This window comes from Saccharopolyspora hirsuta (assembly GCF_008630535.1).
In the GTDB taxonomy this organism is placed as follows: domain Bacteria; phylum Actinomycetota; class Actinomycetes; order Mycobacteriales; family Pseudonocardiaceae; genus Saccharopolyspora; species Saccharopolyspora hirsuta.
Genome location: NZ_VWPH01000015.1, coordinates 81,654 through 108,037, shown reverse-complemented (window position 1 = coordinate 108,037; position 26,384 = coordinate 81,654). Strand labels below are relative to the sequence as shown.

Annotated in this window: 27 protein-coding genes; 14 read left to right on the top strand and 13 right to left on the bottom strand. The window is 71.8% G+C overall.

Translation table 11 applies throughout. From position 1 onward, the window contains the following. Nucleotides 1–2 precede the first annotated feature (2 nt). From F1721_RS28330 to F1721_RS28315, 4 genes are all read right to left on the bottom strand, one after another. The gene (locus tag F1721_RS28330; RefSeq protein WP_150069855.1) at nucleotides 3–524 is read right to left on the bottom strand and encodes a flavin reductase family protein; all 522 of its coding nucleotides are present in this window, start codon (nucleotides 522–524) and stop codon (nucleotides 3–5) included. An 8-nt stretch (nucleotides 525–532) separates the two neighbouring features. Continuing rightward, nucleotides 533–880 carry a cupin domain-containing protein gene (locus F1721_RS28325; protein WP_150069854.1) on the bottom strand — a complete coding sequence of 116 codons (348 nt, stop codon included), beginning with the start codon at nucleotides 878–880 and terminating at the stop codon, nucleotides 533–535. A 9-nt stretch (nucleotides 881–889) separates the two neighbouring features. Then, complete coding sequence (locus F1721_RS28320) at nucleotides 890–2,329, bottom strand: 4-hydroxyphenylacetate 3-hydroxylase family protein (RefSeq protein WP_150069853.1); 1,440 nt, start codon at nucleotides 2,327–2,329, stop codon at nucleotides 890–892. Nucleotides 2,330–2,414: 85 nt separating this feature from the next. After that, on the bottom strand, nucleotides 2,415–3,761 hold the full coding sequence (locus F1721_RS28315; RefSeq protein ID WP_150069852.1) for an MFS transporter: 1,347 nt from the start codon (nucleotides 3,759–3,761) through the stop codon (nucleotides 2,415–2,417). Between the two features lie 317 nt (nucleotides 3,762–4,078). Here F1721_RS28315 and F1721_RS28310 point away from each other — a divergent pair, with 317 nt between their 5' ends. Beyond that, nucleotides 4,079–4,534 (top strand): MarR family winged helix-turn-helix transcriptional regulator, encoded by a 456-nt coding sequence (locus F1721_RS28310; protein WP_211840664.1) that lies wholly within the window; start codon nucleotides 4,079–4,081, stop codon nucleotides 4,532–4,534. A 9-nt stretch (nucleotides 4,535–4,543) separates the two neighbouring features. Here the strand turns inward: F1721_RS28310 and F1721_RS28305 are convergent, their stop codons facing one another. After that, nucleotides 4,544–5,500, bottom strand: a complete 957-nt coding sequence (locus tag F1721_RS28305; protein ID WP_246155363.1) for an aldo/keto reductase — start codon at nucleotides 5,498–5,500, stop codon at nucleotides 4,544–4,546. A 91-nt stretch (nucleotides 5,501–5,591) separates the two neighbouring features. On the opposite strand from F1721_RS28305, the gene F1721_RS28300 reads away from it, so the two are divergent. After that, nucleotides 5,592–6,434, top strand: coding sequence for an SAM-dependent methyltransferase (locus tag F1721_RS28300; RefSeq protein WP_150069851.1), 843 nt, complete (start codon nucleotides 5,592–5,594; stop codon nucleotides 6,432–6,434). Between the two features lie 15 nt (nucleotides 6,435–6,449). Here F1721_RS28300 and F1721_RS28295 read toward each other — a convergent pair whose 3' ends face one another. The 4 genes from F1721_RS28295 to pdxA form a co-directional block, all read right to left on the bottom strand. After that, nucleotides 6,450–7,037: a DUF1707 SHOCT-like domain-containing protein gene (locus F1721_RS28295; protein ID WP_211840662.1), complete on the bottom strand. Its 588-nt coding sequence runs from the start codon at nucleotides 7,035–7,037 to the stop codon at nucleotides 6,450–6,452. Between the two features lie 56 nt (nucleotides 7,038–7,093). Further along, a complete protein-coding gene (locus tag F1721_RS28290) occupies nucleotides 7,094–7,726 on the bottom strand; it encodes a maleylpyruvate isomerase N-terminal domain-containing protein (protein ID WP_150069850.1) in 633 nt (210 codons plus the stop codon). Between the two features lie 93 nt (nucleotides 7,727–7,819). Continuing rightward, on the bottom strand, nucleotides 7,820–8,629 hold the full coding sequence (locus F1721_RS28285; RefSeq protein WP_150069849.1) for a DeoR/GlpR family DNA-binding transcription regulator: 810 nt from the start codon (nucleotides 8,627–8,629) through the stop codon (nucleotides 7,820–7,822). A 12-nt stretch (nucleotides 8,630–8,641) separates the two neighbouring features. Continuing rightward, entirely contained in the window at nucleotides 8,642–9,646 is a 1,005-nt protein-coding gene (gene pdxA, locus F1721_RS28280; protein ID WP_211840661.1) for a 4-hydroxythreonine-4-phosphate dehydrogenase PdxA, read from the bottom strand. 314 nt (nucleotides 9,647–9,960) lie between these two features. Here pdxA and F1721_RS28275 point away from each other — a divergent pair, with 314 nt between their 5' ends. From F1721_RS28275 to F1721_RS28230, 10 genes are all read left to right on the top strand, one after another. Further along, nucleotides 9,961–11,535 carry an ABC transporter substrate-binding protein gene (locus F1721_RS28275; protein WP_150069848.1) on the top strand — a complete coding sequence of 525 codons (1,575 nt, stop codon included), beginning with the start codon at nucleotides 9,961–9,963 and terminating at the stop codon, nucleotides 11,533–11,535. Nucleotide 11,536: 1 nt separating this feature from the next. Beyond that, nucleotides 11,537–12,472 (top strand): ABC transporter permease, encoded by a 936-nt coding sequence (locus F1721_RS28270; protein ID WP_150069847.1) that lies wholly within the window; start codon nucleotides 11,537–11,539, stop codon nucleotides 12,470–12,472. Further along, the gene (locus F1721_RS28265) at nucleotides 12,469–13,371 is read left to right on the top strand and encodes an ABC transporter permease (RefSeq protein ID WP_150069846.1); all 903 of its coding nucleotides are present in this window, start codon (nucleotides 12,469–12,471) and stop codon (nucleotides 13,369–13,371) included. Before F1721_RS28270 ends, F1721_RS28265 begins: the two co-directional genes overlap by 4 nt. Next, entirely contained in the window at nucleotides 13,368–14,174 is an 807-nt protein-coding gene (locus tag F1721_RS28260; protein ID WP_150069845.1) for an ABC transporter ATP-binding protein, read from the top strand. The genes F1721_RS28265 and F1721_RS28260 overlap by 4 nt, the downstream gene beginning before the upstream one ends. Further along, nucleotides 14,171–15,004: an ABC transporter ATP-binding protein gene (locus tag F1721_RS28255; protein WP_150069844.1), complete on the top strand. Its 834-nt coding sequence runs from the start codon at nucleotides 14,171–14,173 to the stop codon at nucleotides 15,002–15,004. Before F1721_RS28260 ends, F1721_RS28255 begins: the two co-directional genes overlap by 4 nt. Then, nucleotides 15,001–15,948, top strand: a complete 948-nt coding sequence (locus tag F1721_RS28250) for an aldo/keto reductase (RefSeq protein ID WP_150069843.1) — start codon at nucleotides 15,001–15,003, stop codon at nucleotides 15,946–15,948. The genes F1721_RS28255 and F1721_RS28250 overlap by 4 nt, the downstream gene beginning before the upstream one ends. Nucleotides 15,949–16,039: 91 nt before the next feature. Next, on the top strand, nucleotides 16,040–16,807 hold the full coding sequence (locus F1721_RS28245; RefSeq protein ID WP_150069842.1) for an HpcH/HpaI aldolase family protein: 768 nt from the start codon (nucleotides 16,040–16,042) through the stop codon (nucleotides 16,805–16,807). After that, the gene (locus tag F1721_RS28240; protein WP_150069841.1) at nucleotides 16,804–17,973 is read left to right on the top strand and encodes a sialidase family protein; all 1,170 of its coding nucleotides are present in this window, start codon (nucleotides 16,804–16,806) and stop codon (nucleotides 17,971–17,973) included. Before F1721_RS28245 ends, F1721_RS28240 begins: the two co-directional genes overlap by 4 nt. After that, complete coding sequence (locus F1721_RS28235) at nucleotides 17,970–18,911, top strand: phosphoglycerate dehydrogenase (RefSeq protein WP_150069840.1); 942 nt, start codon at nucleotides 17,970–17,972, stop codon at nucleotides 18,909–18,911. Before F1721_RS28240 ends, F1721_RS28235 begins: the two co-directional genes overlap by 4 nt. Nucleotides 18,912–19,157: 246 nt before the next feature. Further along, entirely contained in the window at nucleotides 19,158–20,555 is a 1,398-nt protein-coding gene (locus F1721_RS28230) for an Nramp family divalent metal transporter (protein WP_150069839.1), read from the top strand. Here F1721_RS28230 and F1721_RS28225 read toward each other — a convergent pair. Beyond that, nucleotides 20,516–21,490, bottom strand: a complete 975-nt coding sequence (locus tag F1721_RS28225) for an NAD(P)-dependent oxidoreductase (protein WP_150069838.1) — start codon at nucleotides 21,488–21,490, stop codon at nucleotides 20,516–20,518. The two genes, F1721_RS28230 and F1721_RS28225, sit on opposite strands and share 40 nt — an antisense overlap. A 27-nt stretch (nucleotides 21,491–21,517) precedes the next feature. Further along, nucleotides 21,518–22,858: an NAD(P)H-dependent oxidoreductase gene (locus tag F1721_RS28220; protein ID WP_150069837.1), complete on the bottom strand. Its 1,341-nt coding sequence runs from the start codon at nucleotides 22,856–22,858 to the stop codon at nucleotides 21,518–21,520. 149 nt (nucleotides 22,859–23,007) lie between these two features. Between F1721_RS28220 and F1721_RS28215 the strand changes: the two genes are divergently transcribed. Further along, a complete protein-coding gene (locus tag F1721_RS28215) occupies nucleotides 23,008–24,021 on the top strand; it encodes a LacI family DNA-binding transcriptional regulator (protein WP_150069836.1) in 1,014 nt (337 codons plus the stop codon). Between the two features lie 26 nt (nucleotides 24,022–24,047). After that, on the top strand, nucleotides 24,048–24,359 hold the full coding sequence (locus F1721_RS28210) for a putative quinol monooxygenase (RefSeq protein ID WP_150069835.1): 312 nt from the start codon (nucleotides 24,048–24,050) through the stop codon (nucleotides 24,357–24,359). A 53-nt stretch (nucleotides 24,360–24,412) separates the two neighbouring features. Here the strand turns inward: F1721_RS28210 and F1721_RS28205 are convergent, their stop codons facing one another. Both F1721_RS28205 and F1721_RS28200 read right to left on the bottom strand, forming a co-directional pair. After that, nucleotides 24,413–24,772 (bottom strand): hypothetical protein, encoded by a 360-nt coding sequence (locus F1721_RS28205; protein WP_150069834.1) that lies wholly within the window; start codon nucleotides 24,770–24,772, stop codon nucleotides 24,413–24,415. After that, nucleotides 24,769–26,205 (bottom strand): Nramp family divalent metal transporter, encoded by a 1,437-nt coding sequence (locus tag F1721_RS28200; protein ID WP_150069833.1) that lies wholly within the window; start codon nucleotides 26,203–26,205, stop codon nucleotides 24,769–24,771. The genes F1721_RS28205 and F1721_RS28200 overlap by 4 nt, the downstream gene beginning before the upstream one ends. Nucleotides 26,206–26,384: the final 179 nt, after the last annotated feature.

Sequence of the window (26,384 nt, the reverse complement as noted above, 5' to 3'; positions counted from 1 at the left end):
GTTCAGAACACCCAGGGGACCTCGTCGTGGCCGAAGTCGTGGAAGTCGCCGAACCTGCCGGAGTAGAACACCAATCCCGTTCCCTCCCGGCAGCGCAGGTTGCGGACCTGGCCGTAGAACACCGTGTGGTCGCCGATGTCGTGCGCGCTGCGCACGTCGCACTCGGCGTGGACCAGGGCGTCGGCGATCAGCGGCACCCCGAACTCGCCGTGCTCGCAGTCCAGGCCCTCGAACCGCGCGCCGCCGCGGGTGGCGAAGCGGCGGGCGACCGCCTCCTGCCGGGAGCTGAGGACCGAGACCGCGAACCGGCCGGTCGCGGCCACCATGCCGGTGGTGCGGGAGCCCTCGGTCAGGGACACCAGCAGGATCGCCGGGTCCAGGCAGATCGAGGTCAGCGAGCTGATCGTCATGCCGCAGGCGTTGTCGCCGCCCCCGCTGGACACGATCGCCACCCCGGTGGTGAAGCGCCCCATGCTGCGGCGCATGTCCGCCGCCGTCGGCGCTCGGAAGGCTGGAAGTGCCATGGCACGCCCTACTTCCCGCGGTAGCGGACTTCGAAGGTGACCACGCCCTCGTCGGTGCGCCAGGGGCCGTGCGGCATCCCCGGCGGGCGGCAGGCGTACATCCCGGCGGTGAAGGTCTCGCCGAGGGTGAGGTCGGTGAACGAGCCCTCCAGGATGTACACCTCCTCCCAGAAGTCGTGCTCCTGGACGCCCATCGGGGTCGAGTCCGCACCGGGTTCGTAGCGCAGGATGCGGGTGGCCACCCCGGTTTCGGGGTCCGCGGCCAGGATCCGCTCGGTGATCTTCGGGTCGTCGCCCGGGCAGACGGTGAACTCGACGTCGCTGACGGGGAAGAACTCGTGCTCCGGCTTGGCCATGCTGACCTCTCAATCCTCTTCGATCTGGTAGGAGCTCAGGAACTGCTCGACGTCGTGCAGCACCTCCTCGTAGCCGTAGTTGCGGTAGCAGTACGCGCCTTTGACCACGAAGGGCGCTCCGGCGTAGAACAGCTCGTACTGCTGGTGCCGCCCGCCGAACTCGGAACCGACGATGTCCCAGGCGAGCTTGAACAACTTCACCCGCTCCGCCGAGGAAACCCCCGGGGACTGCACGTAGCGCTCGACGTCGCCGGAGGTGAGCGGGCTCGTCAGGTCGCGGGCGCTGGAGGGCAGCTGCAGCACGCCGCCGCCGACGAGGTCGCGGAGGATCGCCAGCACGCGCGGGTAGGTCTCCGACTGCAACCCCATCGACCCGTACAGCGCGCGCTTGCCCGGCAGCCACATCCCGGCGTCGTCCTCGGTGGCGGTGTACTCGGCGGCGAGCACCGCGGACTCAACCCCGGAGACGAGGGCCGCCAGCTCCCCCAGCTTCTCCTGCACGCTGGGGATCTTGTCCACCCCGTTGACCTGGGTGACCCGGCGCGCGACCCCGGCGATGAACTTCAGCTTGGTGGCGAACCGGATCTGCGCCTGCCAGTTGCCCAGGACGTGCGCACCGGTGTCGAAGAACTGGCGGCGCACCCCGGCGGTGTCCCGGTTGACGAAGACGCGGTCCCACGGGATCAGCACGTCGTCGAACACCACCAGCGCGTCGGGCTCGTCGTAGCGGCTGGTCAGCGGGTAGTCGAACGCGCTGGTCGCCGCCGGGGCGTACGGGCGGCGGCAGAGCAGCTTGAGGCCGGGCGCCGCGGCGGGCACCACGAAGCCGAGGGCGAAGTCCTGGTCGTCGGGGCCCAGCGGCTTGATGCAGGACACGAAGATCTCGTCGGCGATCGCCGCCCCGGTCGCCAGCATCTGCGAACCGCGGACCACGATGCCCTCCTCGGTCTCCCGCACCACCCCGACCTGGAGGTACTCGCCCTCCCAGCCGGATGCGGTGGTGGCGCGGGAGACCTGCGGCGGGATGATGGCGTAGGAGACGTACAGGTCCTCCGCCAGCAGCCGCCGGTGGAAGGCCGTAACGTTGGCGGAGAAGTCGGCGAAGACCTCCGGGTGCGCCGCGAACGCGGCCAGGAAGGTCCCGACGTGGTCCGGGCTGCGGCCCACCCAGCCGTGCGTGTGCCGGGCCCAGGTCTCGATCGCCTCCCGGCGCAGCTTCAGCTCCTCCCGGCTGCGCGGGATGCCGAAGACGCGGTTGGCGGTGGCACCGGTTTCCGGTGCGGTGCACTGCATCCCGCTGCCCGGCTCGGCCGCGATGTCGTAGAGCTCCGCGATGGTGCGGGCCACCGGCGCGAAGGCCGGGTGGGTGGTGACGTCGACCTGCTCGCCGTCGACGAGCACGACGCGTCCGTCGTCGAGCGAAGCCAGGTAGTCGGCTCCGGTGCGCATGGTGAATCCCTTCGGTCGTGCAGTGGATGCGGGTCGAGTCGTCCGGCGGGGCAGCCGGACGCGAAAAGAGTCCGATGTGGACAGATCAGCGAGCGCGCGCTGGCGCGGCGGAGCTCTCCGCGCCGACCTCGGCCAGGTCGACGGACCTGGTCTCGGTGGCGAGCAGCGCCGCGCCGAGCGACACCGCGCCCATCGCCGCCAGGTAGGCGCTGATCGCGTACCCGCTGCCGAACGCCGAGTAGAGGGCGATGGCGATGATCGGCGCCAGCGAGCCCGCGAGGACCGAGGCGAGGTTGTAGGCCAGCGAGACGCCCGAGTAGCGCACCTCGGTGGGGAAAAGCTCCGAGAAGAACGCGCCGATGACCGCGCTGTAAGCGCTGAAGATCAGCATGCCGCCGACCACGGCAGCCGCGATCGCCACCGGATTCCCGGTGTCCAGCAGGGCGAAGAAGGCGAACGCCCACCCCACCGTGGCGATCGACGCTCCGATGTAGACGGGACGGCGGCCGATCCGGTCGGCGAGCACCGCGAACGCCGGGATCGCGGGCAGCGCGACGACCATGCCGATCATCACCGCGTTCAGCCCGGTGGCGCGGCCCAGGCCCTGGATCTGCGTGACGTAGGTGATGACGAACAGCGAGAACAGGTAGAAGCCCGCGTTCTCCCCGAACCGGGAGAAGGCGGCGAGCAGGATCTGCCGCCAGTGGCCGCGAACCGCGAGCCCGAGCGGCGCGGTCCGCGGCCGGTTCTGCGAGCGCATCTGCTCGAACAGCGGCGTTTCCGCGACGTAGAGCCGCAGCACCAGGCCGATCACCACGAGCAGCGCGGACAGCCCGAAGGCGATGCGCCAGCCCCAGGCCAGGAAGGCCTCCTCCGGCATGACTCCACTGAGGACGGACAGGACACCGGCGGCGAGCAGATTCCCCAGCGGTGGCCCCAGGTTCGGCCACGCCGCCCAGAACGCCCGGCGCTTCGAATCCCCGTGCTCGGACACGAGGAGCACCGCACCGCCCCACTCACCGCCGAGCGCGATGCCCTGCACCAGCCGGAGCACCACCAGGATGATCGGCGCGGCAACGCCGATCGACTCGTACGGCGGCAGGAACGCGATGAGGAAGGTCGAGATCCCCATCAGCAGCAGGCTTGCGATCAGGGTCGCGCGTCGGCCCTTGACGTCGCCGTAGTGCCCGAGGACCGCGGCCCCGAGCGGGCGGGCGACGAAGCCGACGGCGTAGGTCGCGAACGCCAGCAAGGTGCCGACCAGCGGATCTTCCGCGGGGAAGTAGAGCTCGTTGAAGACCAGCGCAGCGGCTGTTCCGTAGAGGAAGAAGTCGTACCACTCCACCGCCGTCCCGGCGAGGCTCGACCCGGCGATCACCGGGAGGCTGGTGTGGGTTCTTCGACTGCTAGGATTTCTGCTGGCAGTTGCCATAGTCGACTCCTGGGTCGAACCGTCGCGATCTGACGAGCCGCGCAACGTCCGCCTACCTGGCCGTAGGCGATCGGGACGAGTGCGCGGATGGTGCTGCCCGGCTCGGTGGTTGTTGGCGCAACCGCCGAGCCCCCTTGCCCCGCACCGCTTTTCGCGGCTGCGGAGCTCGCTGAACAATCGGTGTACTTGTTGTATACGACGTGTGGTGTGACCCGCAAGACTCTCGCCGAAATTTGTTCCGTGTACGCCCTAACTCGTCCCGCTCCCCCGCCGGCGATATAGTTCGTGCACGTCTTCGTGGGAGTGGGGAGGCCGGAGTGGCGTCCGATCGGGATGTCGGCGAGATGTTGGCGGCCGCGATCGGTGGGCTCGGGCCGCTGGCCCGTCGGCTGAACCAGCTGCACACCCGGCTGTGGTACGAGCAGGTGGACCGCGACCTCACCGGACCTCAGTTCACCGTGCTCAGCCTGCTGGAGATCCACGGCGACCTGGACCAGGGGACGCTGGGCTCGCTGGCGCACCTGGACAAGTCCACCGCGGCGCCGCTGCTCGACCGGCTGCGGCGGCGCGGCCTGGTCGAGCTCACCAAGGACCAGGCCGACAAGCGGCGCAAGCTGGTGCGCCTCACCGCCGACGGCCGGGCGGTGGCCCAGCGGCTGGGCCCGTCGGTCATCTCGGTGAGCGACCAGATGCTGGCGGTGCTGAACCCCGAGGAGCGCCAGCAGTTCCTGGCCTTCGTCCACCGCGTGCTGCAGGACGAACCGGCCGAATAGGTCCCGCCGTCAGGGCAGGGCTTCGCCGCGGGCGGTGATCCAGAGCCGGTACCACTCCTCGTGGGTGAGCTCCGGTTCCCGCTGGACCGCGTCCCGGCAGGCCCGGATGCGGTCCGGGTTCGCGCTGCCGATCACCGGCGCGATCCCGGCCGGGTGGCGCTGCAGCCACCACAGCACGACCGTCTCCGGCGAGGTGCCCTTCTCGGCCGCCAGTTCCGCGACGAGCTGCGCGGTCGCCCGCTCGGTCGCGGTCTCCTCGCGACCGGTGAAGCGGCCCTGCGCGAGCGGCCCCCACGCCTGCAGGGCGATCTCGTTGCGCCAGCAGTGCTCGACCGTCCCGGCCGGGAAGCCGTTGGCCGCGGCTTCCGGGGTGTTGACCAGCACCCCGGCCTCGCACCAGTCGCGCCGGTGCAGGCTCATCTCCAGCTGGTTGGCGACCAGCGGCACCCCGAGGTGCGCTTGGAGGTGGTCTATCTGCGCGGCGTTCATGTTGGACACGCCGAAGTGCCGGACGAGCCCCTGCTCGTGCAACGACATGAGCGCCTTGGCGACGTCCGCCGGATCGGCCAGCGGGTCCGGCCGGTGCAGCAGGAGCACGTCGATCACGTCGGTCCGGAGCCGGGTGAGGCTCTCCTCGACGCGCTGGACGATGCTGCGCCCGCGCAGGTCGTAGATCCCGGGCCGGTCGCCGTCGGCCAACCGGATGCCGCACTTGGTCTGCAGCACGATCCGCTCGCGCAACCCGGCCGAGCGGGACAGGACCTCGCCGAAAGCGGCCTCGGCCTTGCCGTTCCGGTAGATGTCGGCGTGGTCGAACATGGTGATCCCGACGTCCAGCGCCGCCTGCACGGCAGCCTCGGCCGCCGCGACGTCCCCGGCGCTGAGCGGTTCGCCGTCCCAGCTCCCGCCGAGCCCCATGCACCCGTACAACGCCCGATGCTCGCGCACATCCACCTCCGCGGTCACGCGGGGCATCATTCCATGATCACGCCCGGGTGACGAGGAGTGGCCGGGTGGTTACGATGCCCGCGTCGCCGGAACGTCGAAGGAGTTCTCCATGTCGTCTGATCACCTGAGCTGGGCCCGTGGCCGCGAGAGCCGCACCGGGCCCTCGGCCGACCTGGACACCGGGGTGCCGACCGCGGCTCGGGTCTACGACGTGATGCTCGACGGCAAGGACAACTACGCCGTGGACCGGGCGGTGGCCGAGGCCAGCCTCGCGGTGATGCCGGAGCTCAAGGAGATCGCGATCCACAACCGGGCGATCCTGCACCGGGTGGTGCGCCACCTCGCCGCGGAGGAGGGGATCACCCAGTTCCTCGACCTGGGTTCGGGGCTGCCGACCGCCCGGAACACCCACGAGGTCGCCCAGGAGGCCAACCCTGAAGCCCGGGTCGTCTACGTCGACATCGACCCCATCGTGCTCGCGCACGGCCGCGCGATCCTGGCCAACGACGACAACACCCGGGTCGTCACCGCCGACATCCGCGAACCGCAGCGGGTGCTCGCGCACCCGGACACCCGCGCGCTGATCGACTTCGACCAGCCGGTGTGCGTGATCCTGTGCGGCATCCTGCACCACCTCCTCGACGAGGAGGACCCGCGCGGCATCGTCGACGCCCTGCGCGAGGCCGTGGCACCCGGCTCCTTCTTCTTCATCACCAACTTCACCAGGCTCGGCGACGCACCGGAATCGGCCGAGCTGGAGAAGGTCCTGCTGTCCCAGCTGGGCACCGGTCGCGTCCGCACCCCGCAGGAGCTGGCCGAGTTCTTCACCGGGCTGGAACTCCTCACCCCCGGGATCGTGCCGCTGCCGCTGTGGCGCCCGGACGAGCCGGTCACCGACGCGACCTCCATCGCGGCCCGCTTCATGACCGGCGGCGTCGGGCGGAAGAACTAGTCGCCCGCGCTCCGCTCAGCGGTTGCGGCGGAGCTTCCGGCGTTCCCAGGCGTTGGGGTGGCGGATGACCACTCCGGCCGCCCCGCCGGTCCCGGTGAGGCGGACCACGGGTGCGCCGGGGTGGCGGTCGGGGGTGGTCTTGTCCTTCAGGCCGCCCAACCCCGGGTCCACGTCGTCGGTCTCGGCGGACCAGCCCTCGGGGATCACGATGGTCACCCCGGCCAGCTGGCCGTGCGCCTCCAGCTCGATCACCGGCAGTCGGCAGTCGACCTGGCTGAAGTCGAGCTTCACGCCGCCCATCCCGCCGTGCGCGCTGATCTGCGCGGGCACCTGCCAACGCCCGGTCCGCGAAGCGCCGTGCAGCCCGCCCTTGAGGACCAGCGGCTCGCCCTGGTCGATCACGCGCGCCGACGGCAGGTCGGCGGTGAGCGGTTCCAGCTCGGCGTAGGTCTTGGCGGCCAGCGCCCGGTCCACCCGCTCGGCCAGCTCGGCGAGGTCGATGCGGCCCTCGCCCGCGGCCTCCTGCAAACGCTGCACGACCGCATCGCGGTCGGCGTTGGAAGCGCGCATCTCGCCCCGGCGGTCGGGCAGATCGGACATCATGCGCGGATCATATCCAAGCCGCGATCCGGCCACCGGCGCTTCGCCGCACCAGCGGCTCAGATGGCGGCGATGGTTTCCGGGGCTCGTTCGGCGCGGCTCAGCGCGCGCAGCACCGAGGTCTGGCCGTGGCGCAGGACGGCGAGCTTGGCGAGCAGCCCGAGCACCGGTTCGACGACCTCCTCCGGGAGTTCCGGCGTTGCGATGCCCGCGCTGTGGGCCAGGTCGTCGGAGTGCACCGCGATCTCCATCATGCGCGTGAGCAGGAAGTCCGTCAGCAGCACCGGCCGCTGCCCGAAGGAGACGACCCGGTCGTCGGATTCCGCGGCCAGCGCGGCGCGCTGCTCCTCGACGGCCGCGGCGACCTCGGCGGCCAGCGCCTCGACGCCGCCGTCCGCCGCGTCCTCGCCCATCTTGCGGATGCGGACGTTGACGTCCGAATCGATGTCGGTGTGGAACGCCTGGGCCGCGGCGTAGAACCCGGCCAGGGTCAGCGGTCGCTCCGCCACCGGCTCCGCCGCCAGCAGCCGGGTGACGTACAGGACCTGGGACCCCAGGTGCCCGGCCAGGCCGCGGACGCTGAACTCCGGCAGCGAGCTGGGCCGGTCCCAGGCCTCGGCCACCGCCGGATTCCGGAGCAGCTCCACCGCCGCCTGCGCCGCCCGCAGGTAAACCCGGCTCATGCTGGTCATCACTGGCCTCCCGAACCACGCGCGATCATCGCGGGAACAAGTATGGCGCACCGGCTTTCCGCGCGATTCCCGGCTGCCCGCAACGAGAACGCGCTAACGGGAGGAAGCGGTACTTCCCGACACGTCGTCGCCGTTCTCGTCGGCGAGGACCACCTCGACGCCCCTGGCGCGGAACGGCTCCAGGTCGGCTTCCGCCGCCGACGCGTCCGTCACGAGTGTCCACTTAGGAGGAAGCGGCGCCCAGGCGTGGAACGGGCGGCGGCCGATCTTGGCCGCGTGGACCAGCACGTACACGCGGTCGCTGCGGCGCGCCATCAGCTCCTTGAGGCGGGTCTGGCGGATGTCGGCCTCGCAGATGCCGTCCTCCGCGGTGACCCCGTCCGCGCCCAGGAAGACCCGGTCGAAAGTCCGCCGTTCCAGCGCGGCTTCGGCCAGCGGGCCGATGAAGCCCTGGCTCTTCGGGCGGAGCACCCCGCCGAGGCACTCCACGGTCACCGCCTCGGCCGAGGCCAGCTCCTGCAGGGCCGTCATGCCGGTCGTCACCACGGTCAGCGCCGGGCCGTTGCGCAGCTCGTGGGCGAGCGCGCCGGTGGTCGAACCCGCGTCGAGCAGCACCGTTTCACCCGCCGCGAGCTGGCGGGCCGCCCACCGGGCGATGGCGCGCTTGGCCTCGAACTCCTCGCCGACGCGCTGGCGCAGGCTCGCCTCCGGGTGGGCGACGATCGCCATCGCCCCGCCGTAGGTGCGGGCCAGCGCGCCCGCCCGCTCGAGCTGGGCGAGGTCGCGCCGGATGGTCGACGCGGTGACGCCGAAGTGGGCGGACAGCTCGTCCACGCCGGTCAGACCGGTGGTGGTGGCCAGCTGGACGATGGCCTCCCGGCGGAGCTTGGAATCGCGGGCCACTCGCTGTCCCCTTCAGCCGACGGAAACCGGTGCCAGGTCCGCGGCCTGGCGCAGCGCCTCGACCATGCTACCCACCTCGGCCGTGCCGGTCCCGGCGATGTCGAAGGCCGTCCCGTGGTCCACCGACGTGCGGATCACCGGCAGCCCCACGGTGATGTTGACGCCCGCCTCGATGCCCAGCACCTTGACCGGCGCGTGCCCCTGGTCGTGGTACATCGCCACGATCAGGTCGTAGTCCCCGCGGCTGGCGAGGAAGAACGCGGTGTCCGCGGGCAGCGGGCCGCGCGCGTCGACGCCCTCGGCGCGCAGCTGCTCCAGCGCCGGGACGATCTTCTCCTCCTCCTCGCCCGCGCCGAACAGCCCGTTCTCCCCGGCGTGCGGGTTGATCCCGCAGACGCCGATGACCGGCGAGTCGACGCCCGAGGCGCGGATCGCCTGGTGGCCGCGGCGAACCGTGCGCGCCACCAGGCCGGGCTCGATCCGGGCGATGGCGTCGATCAGCCCGATGTGCGTGGTCACGTGGATGACCTTGACCTTGGGCGTGGACAGCATCATCGACACCTCCTCGGTGCCGGTGAGCGCGGCGAGCAGCTCGGTGTGCCCGGGGTAGAGGTGCCCGGCGGCGTGCAGCGCCTCCTTGTTGAGCGGGGCCGTGCAGATCGCCTGCACCTCCCCCGCGACCGCGAGTTCCGCGGCGACGCGCACGTACTGGTAGGCCGCTTCGCCCGCCGCCGCGCTCAGCTGCCCCCACGGCAGATCCGCCGGCAGCAGGCCGAGGTCGACGACGTCGATGCGCCCGGGCGCGAAGCGCGCTTCGGCGACCGAGCCGACCTCGACGACCTCGACCTCCGCGCCGCGCAGCCGGGCGGCTTCCCGCAAGCGGCGGGCGTCCCCGATGACCAGGGGGCGGCACAGCTCGTGCACGGCCGCGTCGGCGAGCGCGCCGACCACGACCTCGGGACCGATACCGGCCCCGTCCCCCATGGTGACGGCGATGACGGGCGACGACGAACTCACTGGGCCTCCTGAAGATCGAGCTGCTGGGTGATCGCGAACAGGCCGCCGAGCCGGGTCACGCGCTCGGACAACGCGCACCTGAACGTCCTAAGTATGCGCGAAACGCGCAATGTTGACCACATGTCCCCCGGCGACGGTGCACCCCCGGGAGGCGGAGGAACTCGGAAAGTTCAGCGTTCTTCGCTGATCCACGCCCACCCCCGCACATCGCTTTCTGCGCGAATCACGCTATCTATATTGCGCATATCGCGCAACTATGTCAGCGTGTCGCACCAACAGCTGCTCTCGGCAACGGCGCTCACGGGAGGTTCCAGGTGCGGACGGCGACGCCACGATCGGCGCGGTTATCCCGAAGAACACTGCTCAAGGCGCTGGGCGTCGTCGGCGGCGCGGCGGCGCTCCCGGCCTGCGCCGGTCCCACCGGCGGACCTCCGCCCGGTTCGGTGAGCCTCGGGCTGAACCGCACGCTCGTCTCGCTGGACAACAAGCTCAACCAGTTCGACGCCGCGGTGACCGTGCAGCGCGCGGTGCGCCAGGGGCTGACCCGCATCGGCCCCGACCTCACGCCCGTTCCCGTGCTCGCCGACCGGTTCGAGCGCACCGCCCCGACGCAGTGGACGGCGCGGCTGCGCGAGGGCATCCGCTACTCCGACGGCAGCCCCGTCCGCATCGCCGACGTCAGCACCGCGCTGGAGATGTACCGGCAGGTCAGCGGTTCCTACCTGGCCGCGTTCTTCCCGGAGTGGCCGACCGTGGTGCCCGTCGACGACCGGACCTTCACGCTCGAGACCGACCACCCGCTGCCGGTCCTCGACTACCTGATGGCCAACATCCTCATCACCCCGGCCGCCGCGAACCGGCCGGAGGAGCTGCAGAGCGGCGTCGGCACCGGCCCGTACGAGGTCATCGCGTCCAACCGCGGCACCGGCGAGTACACCTTGCGCCGCAACGAGAACTACTGGGCGGCGGCGCCGCGCGTGGCCCAGGTGCAGGTGCGGTTCGTGCCCGAGGAGTCCAACCGCGTGGTCGGGCTGCGCTCCGGCGAGCTCGACATCATCGACACCATCTCCCCGGACTCCGCCGTGCAGCTGCGCGGGTTGCCCGAGGTCGCGATCGAGCAGGTCCGCGGCACCCGGATCAACCAACTCTTCTACAACTTCCGCAAGCCCGCCGACCACCCGCTGGCCAAAGCCTCCGTCCGGCAGGCCCTCTCGCTCGCGGTGGACGGGCGGCGGCTGGCCGACGAGGTGCTGTCCGGTTCGGTGCGCTCGGCCACCGGGCCGGTCGCCGAAACGCTCAACGGCGCCGTCCGCTGCGGCAGCTACGAGTTCGACCCGCGGCGCGCCAAGCAGATGCTGGAGGCCGAGGGCATCGGCCACGGCGACCTGCGGCTCACGCTGATCTGGGAGACCGGGGAGTTCGCCGGGGACACCAGCGTGATGGAAGCCGTCGTGCAGATGCTCGGCGACATCGGCGTTCCGGTGGCGCTGCGCCAGTTCGAACCCGGCGGCGACATCTCCGAGTGGCGCCAGGGCCGCGGCGGGGACTGGGACGTGCTGGGCAACGGTTACGCCTCCCCCGTCGGCGCGGCGCTGCCGATCCTGCAGGGCATGTACGGCGGCACGCCGGAGCGCGAGCTCACCCGCGACACCTACCAGGGCTACGTCAACCACGAGGTGATCGCCCTGCTCGACGCGGCCTACGCCGAGGTCGACACCGCGCGGCGGCAGGAGATCACCGCCCGGTTGCAGCAGGTGGTGTGGGACTCGTGGCCGTCGATGTGGGCGTTCGTGCCGAACTCGGTGCTGGCCTACCGCACCCGCGTCACCGACGTCGCGCTGGAGGCCACCAACTCCTACGACCTCGCGAGCATCGGGCTGGGGGTGTGAGGTGATCCGCTACATCGCCGCCCGGCTCGGCCAGAGCGCGCTGGTCGTGCTGCTCACCGTCTCCACCGTGTTCGTGCTCATCCGCATGGCGCCGGGCGATCCGGCCACCGCCTTCGCCGCGCCCAACGCCACCGCCGAGGACCTGGCGGAGATCCGCACCCAGCTCGGGCTGGACGGCTCGATCCCCGCGCAGTACCTGACGTTCCTCGGGCAGCTGTTCACCGGTGACCTCGGCACGTCCTACTCGTTCCGGGCCCCCGCGCTCGACGTGGTGCTCGACCGGGTCCCGTACACGATCACGCTGGCGCTGGCCGCGATCGCGCTCACCGCGCTGGTCGCGCTGCCGCTGGGGATCTGGATGGCCCGCCGCGCCGACTCCGCGCGCGAGACCGGCGCGAACATCGCGGTGGTCGCCGCCCAGTCGATGCCCGAGTTCTGGAGCGGCATCATGCTGCTCACCGCCTTCTCCGTGCTGCTGCCGGTGCTCCCCGCCTCCGGCTTCACCACCTGGTCGGGCCTGGTGCTGCCCGCGGTCACCGTCGCGCTGCTGCAGGTCGCGCTCATCTCCCGGCTGGTGCGCCGCGAGATGGTCGGCAACCTGACCTCGCCGTACGTCACCGTGGCGCGCGCGCACGGCATCCCGGAGCGCCGCATCCTGTGGGGCTACGCGCTGGGCAACTCGGCCATTCCCGTGCTCACCGCGCTGGGCACCCGGTTCGCCGCGATGCTCAACGGCGTCGTCGTGGTCGAGGTCGTGTTCAACTGGCCCGGCGTCGGCTCGCTGGTGGTGCGCGCGCTGGAGACCCGCGACTACCCGCTGATCCAGGCGACGGTGCTGGTCACCGCCGCGCTGGCGATCCTCGCTCAACTCCTCGTCGACCTGCTGTACCCGCTGCTGGACCCGCGGGTGCGCCTCGGAAGGGCCACGGCGCGATGAACACCACGACCACCCAGGAGCGGCCCAGCCGCGTCACCCCCGCCCAGCTGCGGCGAGCCGGTGTCACCCGCCGGTCCCGCACCGCCAGGGCGAAGATCTGGACCGGGGCGGTCCTCACCGCGCTGGTGGTGCTGCCGGTCGCGCTCGCCGACCTGCTGCCGCTCCCCGGGGCCACCGAGCAGGACCTCGGGGCGCGGCGGCTGCCGCCGCTCACCGACGGCCACCTGTTCGGCACCGACCAGCTCGGCCGGGACGTGCTGGCCCGGGTCCTCGAAGGCGGGCAGGTGTCGATCCTCATCGGGGTGCTCGCCGTGGTCGTCTCCGGCCTGATCGGGCTCGCCGCGGGCGCCGCGGCTGGCTACTTCGGCGGCTGGGTGGACGCGGTGGTCTGCCGCCTCCTCGAAGCACAGATGTCGTTGCCGCTGCTGATGATGCTGCTGCTCGTGGTGGCGCTGTTCGGGCCGTCGGTGCCGGTGATCACGGCGGTGATCGCGGTCGCGCAGTGGCCCGACGTGGCCCGCATGACGCGGTCGATGGTGCTCGTGGAGCGCGAGAAGCCCTACGTGGACGCCGCCCGCACGCTCGGTCTCGCGCACCGCGCCGTGCTGCTGCGCCACCTGGTGCCCAACGTGGTCCGGCAGACCAGCCTGGTGGTGCTCCTGCTGCTGGCGCAGGCGGTGCTGCTGGAGAGCGCGCTGAGCTACCTCGGGGCGGGCCCGGAGCGGCCGTTCCCCACCTGGGGGCGGCTGATCTCCGACGGCCAGGACTACGTCACCACGTCGTGGTGGCTGGTCACGCTGCCCGGCCTGGTGATCGTGCTGCTGGTGGTCGGCGTGAACCTGCTCGGCGACGGACTGCGGGACGCCCCGCGCGGCAGGAAGGGAGCGGTGACGGCATGAACCGGCTGTTGGACGTCGAGGACCTGCAGGTCGAACTCATCACCGGGCGCGGCGTGGTCCGCGCCGTGGACGGGATCTCGCTGCACGTCGACCCCGGCGAGACGGTGACGCTGATCGGCGAGTCCGGTTCCGGCAAGTCGACCACGGCGATGGGCCTGCTGCGGTTGCTGCCGCCGGACCTGGCCGTGCTGTCGGGTCGCGCCGCGGTCGCCGGGCACGACGTCATCGCCGATCCCGCCGCGATCGAGGGCCTGCGCGGGCGCGTGGTGGGACTCGTCCCGCAGGACCCGATGACCGCGCTGAGCCCGGTGCACACCGTCGGCTCGCGGCTGGTCGAACTGGTCCGCCTGCGGCACCGGGGCACCAGCCGCCGCCAGGCCCGGGTGGCGGCGCGGGAGCTGCTGGAACGGGTGCGGGTGCCCGACCCGGAACGCGTGCTCGATCGCCATCCGCACCAGCTCTCCGGCGGCCTGCAGCAGCGGGTCCTGATCGCCTGCGCGCTGGTCGGCGAACCGGAGCTGCTGGTCGCCGACGAGCCGACCAGCGCGCTCGACGTCACGGTGCAGGCGGGGGTGCTGGACCTGCTCATGGAGCTGCAGGAGCGCACCGGGGTGGCGATCTTGATGATCACCCACGACCTCGGCGTGGCGCGGATGGTGTCCGACCGGGTGCACGTGATGCGCGGCGGGCGGTTCGTGGAGAGCGGCGAGGTCGAGCAGGTCATCGGCGCACCGGCGCACCCGTACCCGAAGCAGCTGCTGGCCGCCGTGCCGCGGCTGTCCGGCGAGGGGGCGACGGCATGAGCGAGGTCCTGCGGGTCGAAGACCTCGTCGTCGAGTTCCCCGCTCCCGGCAGGGGGAAGTTCCGCGCCGTCTCCGGCGTCGGGTTCAGCCTCGACGCGGGCCGCACCGTCGGCATCGTCGGCGAATCCGGGTGCGGCAAGAGCACCATCGCGCGCAGCATCGTGCGCCTGCAGCGCCCGACCTCGGGCCGGATCCTGCTGGACGGCACCGACATCTCGCAGCTGTCCGAGCGGCGCCTGCGCCCGCTGCGCGCCCGGGTCCAGATGATCTTCCAGGACCCGTACGGCTCGCTGGACCCGAGGCTCACCGCCGCCGAGATCGTCGGCGAGCCGCTCAAGCTGCGCGGGGTGCGGGACCGCAGGCGGCAGGCGCGGGAGCTGCTGGACCGCGTCGAGCTGCCGGAAAGCGCGCTGGACCGGCGCCCCGCCGAGTTCTCCGGCGGGCAGCGGCAGCGCATCGGCATCGCGCGGGCGCTGGCCTGCCGCCCCGACGTGCTCGTCTGCGACGAGGCCACCAGCGCGCTGGACGTGTCCGTGCAGGCGCAGGTCCTGGCCCTGCTCAAGGACATCCAGGCCGAGACCGGGGTGGCGTACGTGGTGATCTCGCACAACCTCGGCGTGGTGCACGAGCTCAGCGACGACGTGCTGGTGCTGCGGCGCGGCGAGGTCGTCGAGCGCGGCCCGGTGCGCGAGGTGCTGGCCCACCCCGCCTCCGACTACACCCGCGCGCTGCGTGACGCCGCGCTGGACCCGACGGCGATGTCCGGCCGCAAACCGCGGCACCTGCTGACCGCGATCAGCGCGAACCCCGACACGGGAGGGAAACCATGACCGACCCCAGGCTGGTCCTCGGCACGATGACCTTCGGCGACACCGCTCCGGTCGCAGAGGCCGAAGCGATGCTCGACGCCGCGCTCGACGCCGGGATCACCGAGGTGGACACCGCCAACGGCTACGCCAAGGGCACCACCGAGGAGCTGCTGGCCCCGCTCATCGCACCCCGCCGGGACCGGATCAGGCTGGCGACCAAGGCCGGGATGCCGCACCCGGACGCCGGGGAGCACTCACCGCTGTCGCCGCAGGGCCTGCGCGCCAGCGTCGAAGGCAGCCTGCGCCGACTCGGGGTGGACCACATCGACCTGTTCTACCTGCACCAGCCCGACTACGCGGCGAGCGTCGAGGACACCCTGCGCACCGTCGCCGACCTGGTCGCGGAGGGCAAGATCCGCGAGCTGGGCGTCTCGAACTTCGCGGCCTGGCAGATCGTCGAGCTCAACCACGTCGCCGACCGGGTCGGGGCGCCCCGGCCGGTGGTGGCGCAGCAGCTCTACAACCTGCTGGCGCGCCGGATCGACGACGAGTACGCGGCGATGGCGTCGGCCACCGGGCTGGACACCGTGGTCTACAACCCGCTCGGCGGCGGACTGCTCACCGGCAAGCACCGCTTCGGCAGCGAACCGGGCAGCGGCCGCTTCGGCGACTCCGTGCTCGCCGGGATGTACCGCCAGCGCTACTGGGACGAGCGGCTCTTCGAAGCCGTGTCGGCGCTGGGGCGGATCGCCGACGGTGCCGGGCTGCCGCTGACCGAGCTCGCGCTGCGCTGGTTGCCGACCCGGCCGGTGGTCGGCGCCGTGCTGCTCGGAGCGTCCAAACTGGACCACCTCACGTCCAACATCGCCGCGCTGCGCAGGGGTCCGCTGCCCGCCGACGTCGCCGCCGCCTGCGACGAGGTCGGTGCCGCGCTGCACGGCCCCATGCCCGCCTACAACCGCTGACCGAACGCGATTTCCCTTGAAATCGCACCTTCGATTTCCAGGGAAATCGCGGTCCCCCGGACGACGAGCCCGGAGAACAGGAGCAGATCCCGTGAACGCACTCGAATTCGCCCGCCGCGTCCGCAGCCGCCAGCAGGCCATCGGCTACTGGGTAGTGCTGGATGACCCGATCGCCACCGAACGCCTCGCCCGGCTCGGCTACGACTACGTCGCCGTCGACGCCCAGCACGGCCTGCTCGGCTACACCGGCATCCGCAACGCGATGCTCGCCATCGACGCCGGTGCCACGTCCGCGGCCGTGGTGCGCGTCGAGCAGAACGACCCGTTCGCCATCGGCCGGGTGCTCGACGCGGGCGCGACCGGTGTCATCGTGCCGCTGGTCGACACCGCCGAGGACGCCGCGGCAGCGGTCCGCGCCACGCGCTACCCGCCGGAGGGCCGCCGGTCCTACGGACCGATGCGCTCGCAGCTGCGCGTCGGCCCGAACCCCTCCGAGGCGAACGAATCGGTGCTGGTGCTGGCCATGATCGAAACCCCGGAGGGGCTGGCGAACGTCGCCGAGATCTGCGCGACCCCCGGCCTGGACGGGGTGTACGTCGGCCCGTCCGACCTGCGCCTGGCGGTCGGGGGTGCGACCTCGACCGACCCCGCGGTGGACGACGTCTTCGAGGCCGCGGTGCAGAAGATCGCCGAGACCGCCGCGGAGGCCGGGATCGCCGCGGGCATCCACACCCCCAGCGGGGAGGTCGCCCAGCGCAGGCTCGCGCAGGGCTACACCTACGCGACGGTGGCCTGCGACCTCGTGCACCTGGAGCAGGCGGCGAAGGCGCACCTGTCGGCAGCACGGGGCGAGCGGTGAAGCTGCGCGAGAACGGCCCCGGCCGCACCGACGCCACGCTCACCGCCCCGGTCGCGCAGTGCCACGCGGCGAACCTCGCCGTGCTGCCGGGTGGTGACATCGGCTGCGCCTGGTTCGGCGGCACCCAGGAGGGCGTGCACGACATCCGGATCTGGTTCTCCCGCCTCGCGCCCGACGGTGACACCTGGTCGCAACCCATCGCGCTCACCGGCGACCCGGACCGCTCCGAGCAGAACCCGGTGCTGTTCACCGCACCGGACGGCGTGCTGTGGCTGCTGTGGACCGCGCAGCGCGCGGGCCGCCAGGACACCGCCGAGGTGCGGTCCCGCCGCTCCGCCGACGGCGGCCGGACCTGGGACGAGCCGCGGGTCCTGCTGCCCGCCGACGAGCTGGGCGGGGTGTTCATCCGGCAACCGGTCCAGGTCACCGCGGCGGGCACCTGGCTGCTGCCCGCCTTCCGCTGCATCACCCCGGCCACCGGCACGTGGTCCGGCGGTGACGACACCAGCGCGGTGTACGCCAGCGACGACGCGGGCGCGACCTGGACGCGCTACGACGTGCCGAGCAGCCGCGGATCGGTGCACATGAACGTCCTGCCGTCCGACGCGGGCTACGTCGCGTTCTACCGGAGCCGCTTCGCCGACGTGATCCGCACCAGCACCTCCCCGGACGGTCTCAAGTGGACGGTCCCGGAACCGACGCAGCTGCCCAACAACAACTCGTCGATCCAGGCGACCGGGCTCGCCGACGGCCGGATCGCGCTGGTCTACAACGCCAGCAGCGCGGCCGACGCCACGCACCGCCGGGCGGGCCTCTACGACGAGGTGGACGAGCACGGCGCGCTCGCCGGGCAGGAGCGCGCAGCGGTCGCCGTCGACGGTGGCTGGGACGACCGGGAGGCGTTCTGGGGCGCGCCGCGAGCACCGCTGGCGCTGGCGACCTCGGCCGACGGCGGGCGCACCTGGCACCGGCACCCCGACCTCGCCAGGGGCGAGGGCACCTGCCTGACGAACAACTCCCGCGACGGGCTCAACAAGGAGCTGTCCTACCCGTCGATCGTCCAGGACGACCGCGGCCGCGTGCACGTGGCGTTCACCCACCACCGCTCGTCGATCTCCCACGTCCGGCTCGACCCGGACTGGCCCGGATGGCAGGAGACCGCATGACCCTGGTCCTGATCACCACACCGACGTTCGGCCGGTTCTCCGCCGAACCGTGGGACATGCTGCGCGACGCGGGCGTGCGCGCCGAACGGCCCTGCGAGGACGGCGCACTGCCCCGCGCCGACATGCTCGACCGGGTTCCGGAGGCCGAAGCGCTGATCGTCGGCATGGACCGGATCGACCGCGAGGTGTTCGAGGCGGCACCCCGGCTCAAGGTCGTCGCCAAGCACGGCGTCGGGTACGACAACATCGACCTCGACGCGGCGCGCGAAGCGGGCGTGCGCGTCGTCTACGCGCCCGGCAGCAACTCGCGCGCGGTCGCCGAGCTGACCTTCGGGCTGCTGCTCGACGTCGCGCGCGGGATCACCGCGAACGACCGGGGCGTGCGCGCCGGGGGCTGGCCCAAGACCTTCGGCGGCGAGCTGGCCGGGCGCAGCCTGGGCATCATCGGGTTCGGCCGGATCGGCAGGCTCGTGGCCGGGTACGCGACCGCGTTCGGCATGACCGTGGCCGCGCACGACCCGTTCCTGCCCGCCGAGGCCTTCGGCGACGTCCCGGCGGTCGACCTGGACACCGTGCTCGACAGCGACGTGGTGAGCCTGCACCTGCCCGCGACGCCCGGGGCGGAACCGCTGCTGGACCGCGACCGCCTCGCCGCGATGCGCCCCGGCGCGATCCTGCTCAACGCCGCGCGCGGCGGGCTGGTCGACGAGTCGGCCGCCGCTGAACTGCTGAGCAGCGGGCACCTGGCCGGGGCCGGGTTCGACGCCTTCGCCGTGGAACCGCTCGCAGACAGCCCGCTGCGCACCGCGCCCAACGTGGTCCTCACCGCCCACATCGGCGCGTGCAGCCGGGAGGCCAACCGGACGATGGGCGTCGCCGTCGCCGAAGGCGTGCTCGCGGTGCTCAACGGCACCGAACCACCGCACGCCGCCGCGTGAACCGATCTGAGACATCCGCCCTCGGTCAACCGCGGTTTCAGTTGAAACTGCGGAAACCCGTGGCCGGGGATCGCAGTTTCAACTGAAACCGCTCCCCTGACGATCCGCAGCACTGGAGCGCCGGGCGTTCAGCTCCGCGCAGGAAGCAAGGAAATCCATGGAGATCGAGCACGCCAGAACCCGCCGAACGAGGTTGATCGGGATCGACTTCACCAAGCACCGCAACGATTTCCCGGAGTCAGCCCGATGAGCGCCACCGCCACGACGACGGACCTGTACGCGCTGAGCGCGGACGACGTCAAGGAGCCGCCGGCGACGTTCCGGGCCAGGCTGCGCCACCTCGGCCCCGGCATGATCCTCTCGGCCGCGGTGGTGGGCTCGGGCGAGCTGATCCTGACCACCTCGCTCGGCGCCCGCGCCGGTTTCGCCCTGCTGTGGCTGATCATCGTGGCCACCACGGTGAAGGTCTGGGTGCAGCTGGAGCTCGGCCGCCTCACCGTCCTGTACGGACGACCAGCGCTGGAGGCGTTCAGCGACGTCAAGCCGCGCACCCGGCGGGGCGGCTGGATCAACTTCCTGTGGATCGGCATGGACTTCGCCAAGATGTTCCAGCGCGGCGGGATCATCGGCGGCACGGCCGCGGCGTGCTCGGTGCTGTGGCCGATCGCGGGTGCCCCGCTGAGCTGGACGTCGACCGCGGTGTGGTCGCTGATCATCGTCGCGGTCACGGTCGCGCTGCTGCAGAGCAGCCGCTACTCGGTCGTGGAAACGGCTTCGGTGATCGCGGTCGCGGTGTTCACCCTGATCACCGTCGCGCTGGCGCTGGCGCTGCCGTTCACCGAGTTCGGCTGGACGCCGGGCGATCTCGCGAGCGGCCTCGAGCTGGCGGTGCCCGCCGGAGCGCTGGGCATGGCGGTGGCGATGTTCGGCCTGACCGGCGTCGGTGCCGACGAGATGACCACTTATACCTACTGGTGCATGGAGAAGGGCTACGCCCGCTGGACCGGCCCCGCCGACGGCACCCCCGAGCGGGACCGCCGCGCGGTGGGCTGGCTGAAGGTGATGCGGCTGGACGTCGCGGTGTCGTGGCTGGTGTGCACCCTCTGCACGCTGTCGTTCTACGTCATCGGCGCCTCGGTGCTGCACCCGCAGCAGCTGGTGCCCGAGGGCAACGACATGATCACCACCCTCTCCCGGATGTACACCGACACGCTCGGCCCGTGGGCGGAGGTGCTGTTCCTGCTCGGCGCCATCGCGGTCCTGTTCTCCACGATCATCGGCTCGACGGCCAGCGTCCCCCGGCTGTGGACCAACACGCTCGGCATCCTCGGCGTCCTGGACTGGAAGAACCCCGAGGTGCGCAAGCGGACGATCCGCATCCTGACGTACTGCCTGCCACCGCTGTGGGCGGCGTCCTACCTGTTCGTCCAGTCCCCGGTGCTGATGGTCCAGATCGGCGGCTTCGGCGGCGGCGTCTTCCTCGTCGCGGTGGTGATCGCGGTGTGGTACCTCCGAGCGCACGAACCGGACAAGCACCTCCGCCCCCACCCGCTGGTCACCGCAGCCCTGATCCTGAGCAGCCTGGCGATCGCCGCCCTCGGCGTCTACTCCGCCCTGGAGGTCTTCGGCATCGAGATCAGCTGACCGGATCCGTCCCGAACAGCACCGCCCGCCGGTTCGCGGTGGGCGGTGCTGTTCGCGACGGTTCGGAGCAGGCCCGAGTGGTCCAGGTCACCGTCGCCGGCGACGACCATCCTGCCGAACTGGGCGCGCAGGAGCTCGGCCACCTCCGACGGCGCACCGGCGCTGTTCGCCGCTTCCACGGCGAACACGAGGTCCTTCAGCTGGTTCCGGGCGCTGCCACCACCGGTGAAGTCCTCGCTCAGCCAGCGCGCCGACTTCTGGTTCAACACCTCGGATCCGGCGAGACCGCCGCCGAGCGCCCGCAGCAGGTCCGCGCGGGGCAGACCGCCGCGCTGCGCCAAGCAGAGCGCCTCGCACAACGCCGCGATCGTGCCCGCCACCACCACCTGGTTGCACGCCTTGGCCAGCTGCCCGGAGCCGCACTCCCCCATGCGCACCACCGTTTCCGCGACCGCGGCGAACACCGGTTCCAGCGCCTCCACCGCGTCCGGATCGCCGCCCACCATCAGGCTCAGCGAGCCGCGTTCCGCACCGGGCACCCCGCCGCTCATCGGCGCGTCCACCACCCGGACCCCGTGGTCGGCCCGCAGGCGCTCGGCGAATTCCCGCACCGCGACGGGCGAAACGGTCCCGTGCACCACCAGGATCGGGTCCACCGCGCCGCGGCCGCGCCACCCCGCCAGCAGGCCTTCCGGGCCGGCGAGCAGGGACTCGACCTGCGGGAGGTCCGGCAGCGCGGTGAGGACCACGTCGCAGGCGGCTTCGGCCGGTGACGCGGCCTGCCGGGCCCCCAGCTCCACCACGCGCGACGCGCGTTCGGGCGTGCGGTTCCACACGGTGAGCGAGCCGAGGCGGCGAACCAGGTTGGCCGCCATCGGCTCACCCATCGGCCCCAGCCCGAGCAGGGACACCGAACGTGCGGCGGATGTCGTCATCGTTGCTCGCAATCCTCGCGCGGCCGGTCAGTCCCGGGCCAGGAGCTGTTCGGCTTCCGCCCGGAGTTCGAGCACCTGCGCGAAGGAGTCGTCGAGCTCGACGTCGTCGCGGGTGAGGACGGCACCCTTCGGGATGTCGCGCCGCAGCTTCACGTGGTGCGCCAGCGCGATCGGCAGCGCGCCCCGCTCCACCGAGGCCCGGGCCGAGATCAACTTGCCCCACACCGTGTAGCCGCCTTCGCCGTCGAGCTCGTCACCCGCCTTCAGGTCCTTCTTCGCCGTCGCCACCACGTCGCCGAAGAAGCCCTTCGGCGCACCGGTCGGCACCCCGCGCAGGACGGCGTTGGCGATGGTGATCCCGAGCTCCAGCCCGACGTAGTGGTAGGGCCGGTACAGCGCGGCGTACTGCTTCGTCGGGTCCGGGTGCCAGGGGTACTCCGCGAAGCAGCCCGAGACGTAGTCGTTGGTGGCCTTGACGACGACGAAGACGCCCTCCTGCGTGTTGTGCGGGATCCAGTCGCCGTCGCGGGTCACGCTGGACATCACGTCCACCGACCCCTCGTGCGCCAGCACACCGCCGGATTCCCTCGGTCGGCAGATGGTGGCGATCTCCTCGACGTCGCCCGGGGTGAAGGTGAGCCCGTCGTCGGAGGGCACCAGGCCCGCGGCGTTGGCGACGGCGGCCATCTCGATCGCCGCTTTCGTGCCGTCCCGGAACGCGGTGTGCATGTAGGGGTTGAGCTGCCCGGAATCGGTGAGCTCCTTGGAGAACTCCCAGTTCTCCCACACGTTGTCCGGGTTCATCTCGTGGTAGTGCTCGAGGTACTTGGCGCCTTTGCCCGCGCACACCACCTGGAACCCGGAAGTCCGCGCCCAGTCGACGAGTTCCATGATCAGCGCCGGTTGGTCGCCGTAGGCCAGCGAGTAGACCAGCCCGCGGTCGGCGGCCCGCCGGGCGAGCGCCGGTCCCAGCAGCGCATCGGCCTCGACGGTCACCATGACGATGTGCTGGCCGGTCTCGATGGCCTTCAACGCGTGCGAGGTCCCCGCGATGGGGTTCCCGGTGGCCTCCACGACCACGTCGATATCCGGGGTGAACAGCGGGCTCGCCTCGGGCAGGACTGCGGTCCGGTCGCTGGACAGCGCGTCGGCCAGATCGGTCGCGACGGCTTCCTGCGGCCAGTCGACCAGCTTGAGAGCCCGGTGCGCGCGGTCGAGGTCGATGTCGGCCACCGCGGCCACGTGCACACCCGGAGTCGCCCGGACCTGGGCGAGGAACATCGTGCCGAAGCGACCAGCGCCGATGACCCCGACCCGGATCGGCTTGCCGTCCTGTTCGCGCGCCAGCAGCAAATCGTGCAAGTTCACCGGAAACTCCCGAGGTGGTAACATGTGGTAACGGTTCCAGTTTTGTACCACCCCGGGTTTCCGGCCGTCAACGCCCGACCGCGCCGATCACCTCCCGCCCCGGCCCACCCGCAGCGGTGGCTTAGGGTCCGAGCTCGGGAAGGAGTGCCATGAAGAAGGCGGCAACCATTCGAGACGTCGCCGCGCGGGCGGGCGTGTCCGTCTCGGTGGTGTCACGCGTCCTCAACGACACCGGCCCGGTCGCGCCGGAGAAGCGGGCGAAGGTGCTCGCGGCGATCGACGCCCTCGCCTACCGGCCGCGCGCCGCCGCGCGGCAGCTGAGCCAGGGCCAGAGCAGCACCGTCGGCCTGCTGCTGGCGGATCTGACCAACCCGTTCTTCGCCCGGCTGGCCGACCGCGTGGTCGCCGAAGCTCGCTCGCGCGAGCTGCAGATCGTGCTCATGACCACGCAGGAGGACCCGCACCTGGAGGCGCAGGCGCTCGACACCCTGCTGGACCGCTCCGTCGGAGGCCTGATCGGCACGCCGACCAGCGCCAACGTCGAGCGCTGGGCGAAGCTCGCCGCGTTGGACATCCCGGTGGCATTCGTGGACCGGGCGATCGACGGGCTCGACCAGGTCGACGTGGTCAGCATCGAGAACGTCGACTCCGCTGCGACCGCGACGGCGCACCTGCTCACCCGCGGGCACCGGCGGATCGGCCTCGTCTCCGGCCCGCTGGACACCACGACCGGGTCCGACAGGGTGCGCGGGTACGAGCGGGCGCTGCAGGAGCACGGGGTGCCCGTGGACGACCGCCTGGTGCGCCCGGTGCCGTTCCGCGGCGACCAGGGCGCCGACGTGGTGGCGCAGATGCTGGCCCTGGACGAACCGCCGACCGGCCTCATCGTCGCCAACACCGCGCAGGTGCGCGTGGTGCTGCGGATGCTCTTCCAGGCCCGGGTGTCCATTCCGGACGACCTGTCCGTGGTGGTCTTCGACGACAACCCGTGGACCGAGCTGATCCACCCCCCGCTGACCGCGGTCCGCCAGCCGATCGAGCTGCTCGCGCTGCACGCCGTGGAGCTCATCCACGCGCGCATGCGGCAGAAGCTCGCCCCCCGGCCGCGCCACGTCCGCGTCGCCGCTGAGTTCTCGGAGCGGGCCAGCACCGCACGAGTGTGACCTGTCAGCACCAGATCGGAGCGAACATGCCAGTGATCGTCACCGCCGTCTTCGAACCGCTGCCCGACTCCCGAGCCGCGGCGAAGCAGGCCATCCAGGCCGCGCTCCCGGCCGTCCACGAGGAAGCGGGCTGCGTCCACTACGCGCTGCACGACGCGGCGGACGGCTCGCTGGTCCTCATCGAGAAGTGGGAGTCCCAGGAGCTCCTCGACGCCCACTCCGCCGGAGCGCCGGTGGCGCGGCTCAACGACTCCCTGGCCGGACTCCTCCGATCAGCCCCGACCGTCACGCTCATGACGCCGCTGCCCGGCGGGGACCCGGCCAAGGGCCAGATCTGACGAACCGGTGTGCCACCGAGCCGCGAAGGCCCGGTGGCACACCGGTTCTCGCATCAGGCTTCGGCTCGCGTCCGGACGACCATCCACGAGCAGCAGAGCCCGATGGCGGCCGCGATCACGGACAACGCCGGTTGGACGACCAGCAGCGCCACGGTGAGCAGGCAGGACGACGCGGTCATCGCCCGCCAGATCCGCACGTTCCGCTGGAACTCGCCGCTGGCCCGGCGCTGCCGGGCCCCTTCTGCGGGCCGCGCGGGCGCGGCTCGCCACCCGAGGTAGACCTGCGATGCGGCCGCCAGGGCGAAGATCGCGGCCCAGAGCCACGATCCCTCGGCTGCCCGGAAACCGGCCAGCAGCAGGAAACATCCGGCGCCCAGCAGGTGTCCGGGGGTGATCTGCCGCGCCGCGCTCATCGCAGGACCCCTGAGTATTGGGCCAGCGCGATGAGCCCGGCGACCAGCAGCACGGCCGAGGACGCGGCGATGAGCGACCGCCCGGTGCGGCCGATCCGGAAGGACTTCGGCAGCACCCGGCGTTCCAGCACCAGCAGGCCGAACCCGTAGATCCCCACCGCGACGGTTCCGCCGACGATGTTCGCCGGGCTGATCAGCGACACCAGGTCCGCCCCGGTGAGAATCAGCGCGAGGCCGCCGACCAGCACGTAGCCGTAGACCCAGCGGCGGGTCCGCGCGACGCCGCCCTCGCGCACCCGCTTCGAGACCGCGGACAGCGATTCGTGGGTCGTGCGGGTGTAGACCTCCCAGATCGCGTACATGGTGCCGAGGAAGACCATGATGATCGCGACGATGTAGAAGTAGCGCAGGACCGGGTGGATGATGCCCAGCACGTCGCCCTGGTAGGTCAGCACGTTGTTCCCGCTGGGCACGTTGTGCGCGGCCCCGAGGATCTCCTTGCCGGTGATGATGAAGGCGACCGCGGTCAACCCCATGGTCGCGAAGCTCAGCACGACGTCGCCCAGCGGCGCTCGGGCCCAGCCGCGCACCCGGCGGCGCTCCTCCGGGGTGTCGGCCAGCTCCAGCGGCCCGGCGGTCGACGCCGCGCCGTCGCGACCGGGCAGCCCCAGCGCACCCCACCGCTTCTCCCGCATCAGGCCCGCGTAGCCGATGTAGTCGTACATGCCGCCACCGAGACCGCCCATGAAGACCACAGCCTCCACCCACGCGGACCGCTCGGCGATCTCCGGGTACTCGGCGAAGACGAACGGCTCGTAGCCGAGGCCCTGCGGCACGAAGCCGCCGAGCACGTCGAGCCACTGCGGGTTCGCGGCGAACACCGCGACCACGACCAGCGCCACCTTCAGCGCGACGATCGCGATCTGGGCGCGTTCCAGCAGCGCGTACCAGCCGAACCAGGCGATCGCGGCGGCCAGGACGAGCAGCACCAACCCCCAGGCGACCGCGGCCCCGCCGACGACCTTGTTCAGGTAGCCGCCGATCCCGGACGCCAGGGCGCTGGCCACGAACGGGAAGGACAGCACCGCCAAGGCGCCGATGAGCAGCGGGAACCAACCGCGCGGCCCCGGGATCACCCGCGCCAGCCCGCTCATCGGGTGTTCCCCGGTCAGCACGATGTAGCGGTTGGAGGAGTAGATCACCGCGGCCTTCGCCACCGTGCCGACCACCACCACCCACAGCACTGCGAAGCCGAAGACCGCGCCCATCCGGGAGGCGAGAACGGTTTCCCCGCTGCCCACGGTCAACGACGCGATGATCGCGCCCGGCCCGAAGAACTTCACGATCGTGGCCAGGCTCAGCCGGCGCCGCGCGAGCTCCGTGGGGACCTCCGGCAAGCACGCCCGCTCGGCGGGCACCTCCCGAGCGCTCATGATCCGGTCCCCGTTGCGGGCGCGGGGTCTTCGAGAGGCCGATTTCGCCCGCCGCGGACGCGAGCTCGGGCAGTTCGGACGCCTGTCATGCTGACTCCCTCGTCAGTCATGTATAACGTTATACGAGATGTGCAACGTTGTACTTTGTGCCATCCGGCCACATCGGTGTCAACCCGCGA

Bases quoted from the DNA above. Each gene is read 5' to 3' on its own strand.
- F1721_RS28330 (WP_150069855.1), bottom strand. From the start codon at position 524: ATGGCACTTCCAGCCTTCCGAGCGCCGACGGCGGCGGACATGCGCCGC.
- F1721_RS28325 (WP_150069854.1), bottom strand. From the start codon at position 880: ATGGCCAAGCCGGAGCACGAGTTCTTCCCCGTCAGCGACGTCGAGTTC.
- F1721_RS28320 (WP_150069853.1), bottom strand. From the start codon at position 2,329: ATGCGCACCGGAGCCGACTACCTGGCTTCGCTCGACGACGGACGCGTC.
- F1721_RS28315 (WP_150069852.1), bottom strand. From the start codon at position 3,761: ATGGCAACTGCCAGCAGAAATCCTAGCAGTCGAAGAACCCACACCAGC.
- F1721_RS28300 (WP_150069851.1), top strand. From the start codon at position 5,592: ATGTCGTCTGATCACCTGAGCTGGGCCCGTGGCCGCGAGAGCCGCACC.
- F1721_RS28295 (WP_211840662.1), bottom strand. From the start codon at position 7,037: ATGATGTCCGATCTGCCCGACCGCCGGGGCGAGATGCGCGCTTCCAAC.
- F1721_RS28290 (WP_150069850.1), bottom strand. From the start codon at position 7,726: ATGACCAGCATGAGCCGGGTTTACCTGCGGGCGGCGCAGGCGGCGGTG.
- F1721_RS28265 (WP_150069846.1), top strand. From the start codon at position 12,469: ATGAACACCACGACCACCCAGGAGCGGCCCAGCCGCGTCACCCCCGCC.
- F1721_RS28260 (WP_150069845.1), top strand. From the start codon at position 13,368: ATGAACCGGCTGTTGGACGTCGAGGACCTGCAGGTCGAACTCATCACC.
- F1721_RS28255 (WP_150069844.1), top strand. From the start codon at position 14,171: ATGAGCGAGGTCCTGCGGGTCGAAGACCTCGTCGTCGAGTTCCCCGCT.
- F1721_RS28250 (WP_150069843.1), top strand. From the start codon at position 15,001: ATGACCGACCCCAGGCTGGTCCTCGGCACGATGACCTTCGGCGACACC.
- F1721_RS28235 (WP_150069840.1), top strand. From the start codon at position 17,970: ATGACCCTGGTCCTGATCACCACACCGACGTTCGGCCGGTTCTCCGCC.
- F1721_RS28230 (WP_150069839.1), top strand. From the start codon at position 19,158: ATGAGCGCCACCGCCACGACGACGGACCTGTACGCGCTGAGCGCGGAC.
- F1721_RS28225 (WP_150069838.1), bottom strand. From the start codon at position 21,490: ATGACGACATCCGCCGCACGTTCGGTGTCCCTGCTCGGGCTGGGGCCG.
- F1721_RS28215 (WP_150069836.1), top strand. From the start codon at position 23,008: ATGAAGAAGGCGGCAACCATTCGAGACGTCGCCGCGCGGGCGGGCGTG.
- F1721_RS28210 (WP_150069835.1), top strand. From the start codon at position 24,048: ATGCCAGTGATCGTCACCGCCGTCTTCGAACCGCTGCCCGACTCCCGA.
- F1721_RS28205 (WP_150069834.1), bottom strand. From the start codon at position 24,772: ATGAGCGCGGCGCGGCAGATCACCCCCGGACACCTGCTGGGCGCCGGA.
- F1721_RS28200 (WP_150069833.1), bottom strand. From the start codon at position 26,205: ATGAGCGCTCGGGAGGTGCCCGCCGAGCGGGCGTGCTTGCCGGAGGTC.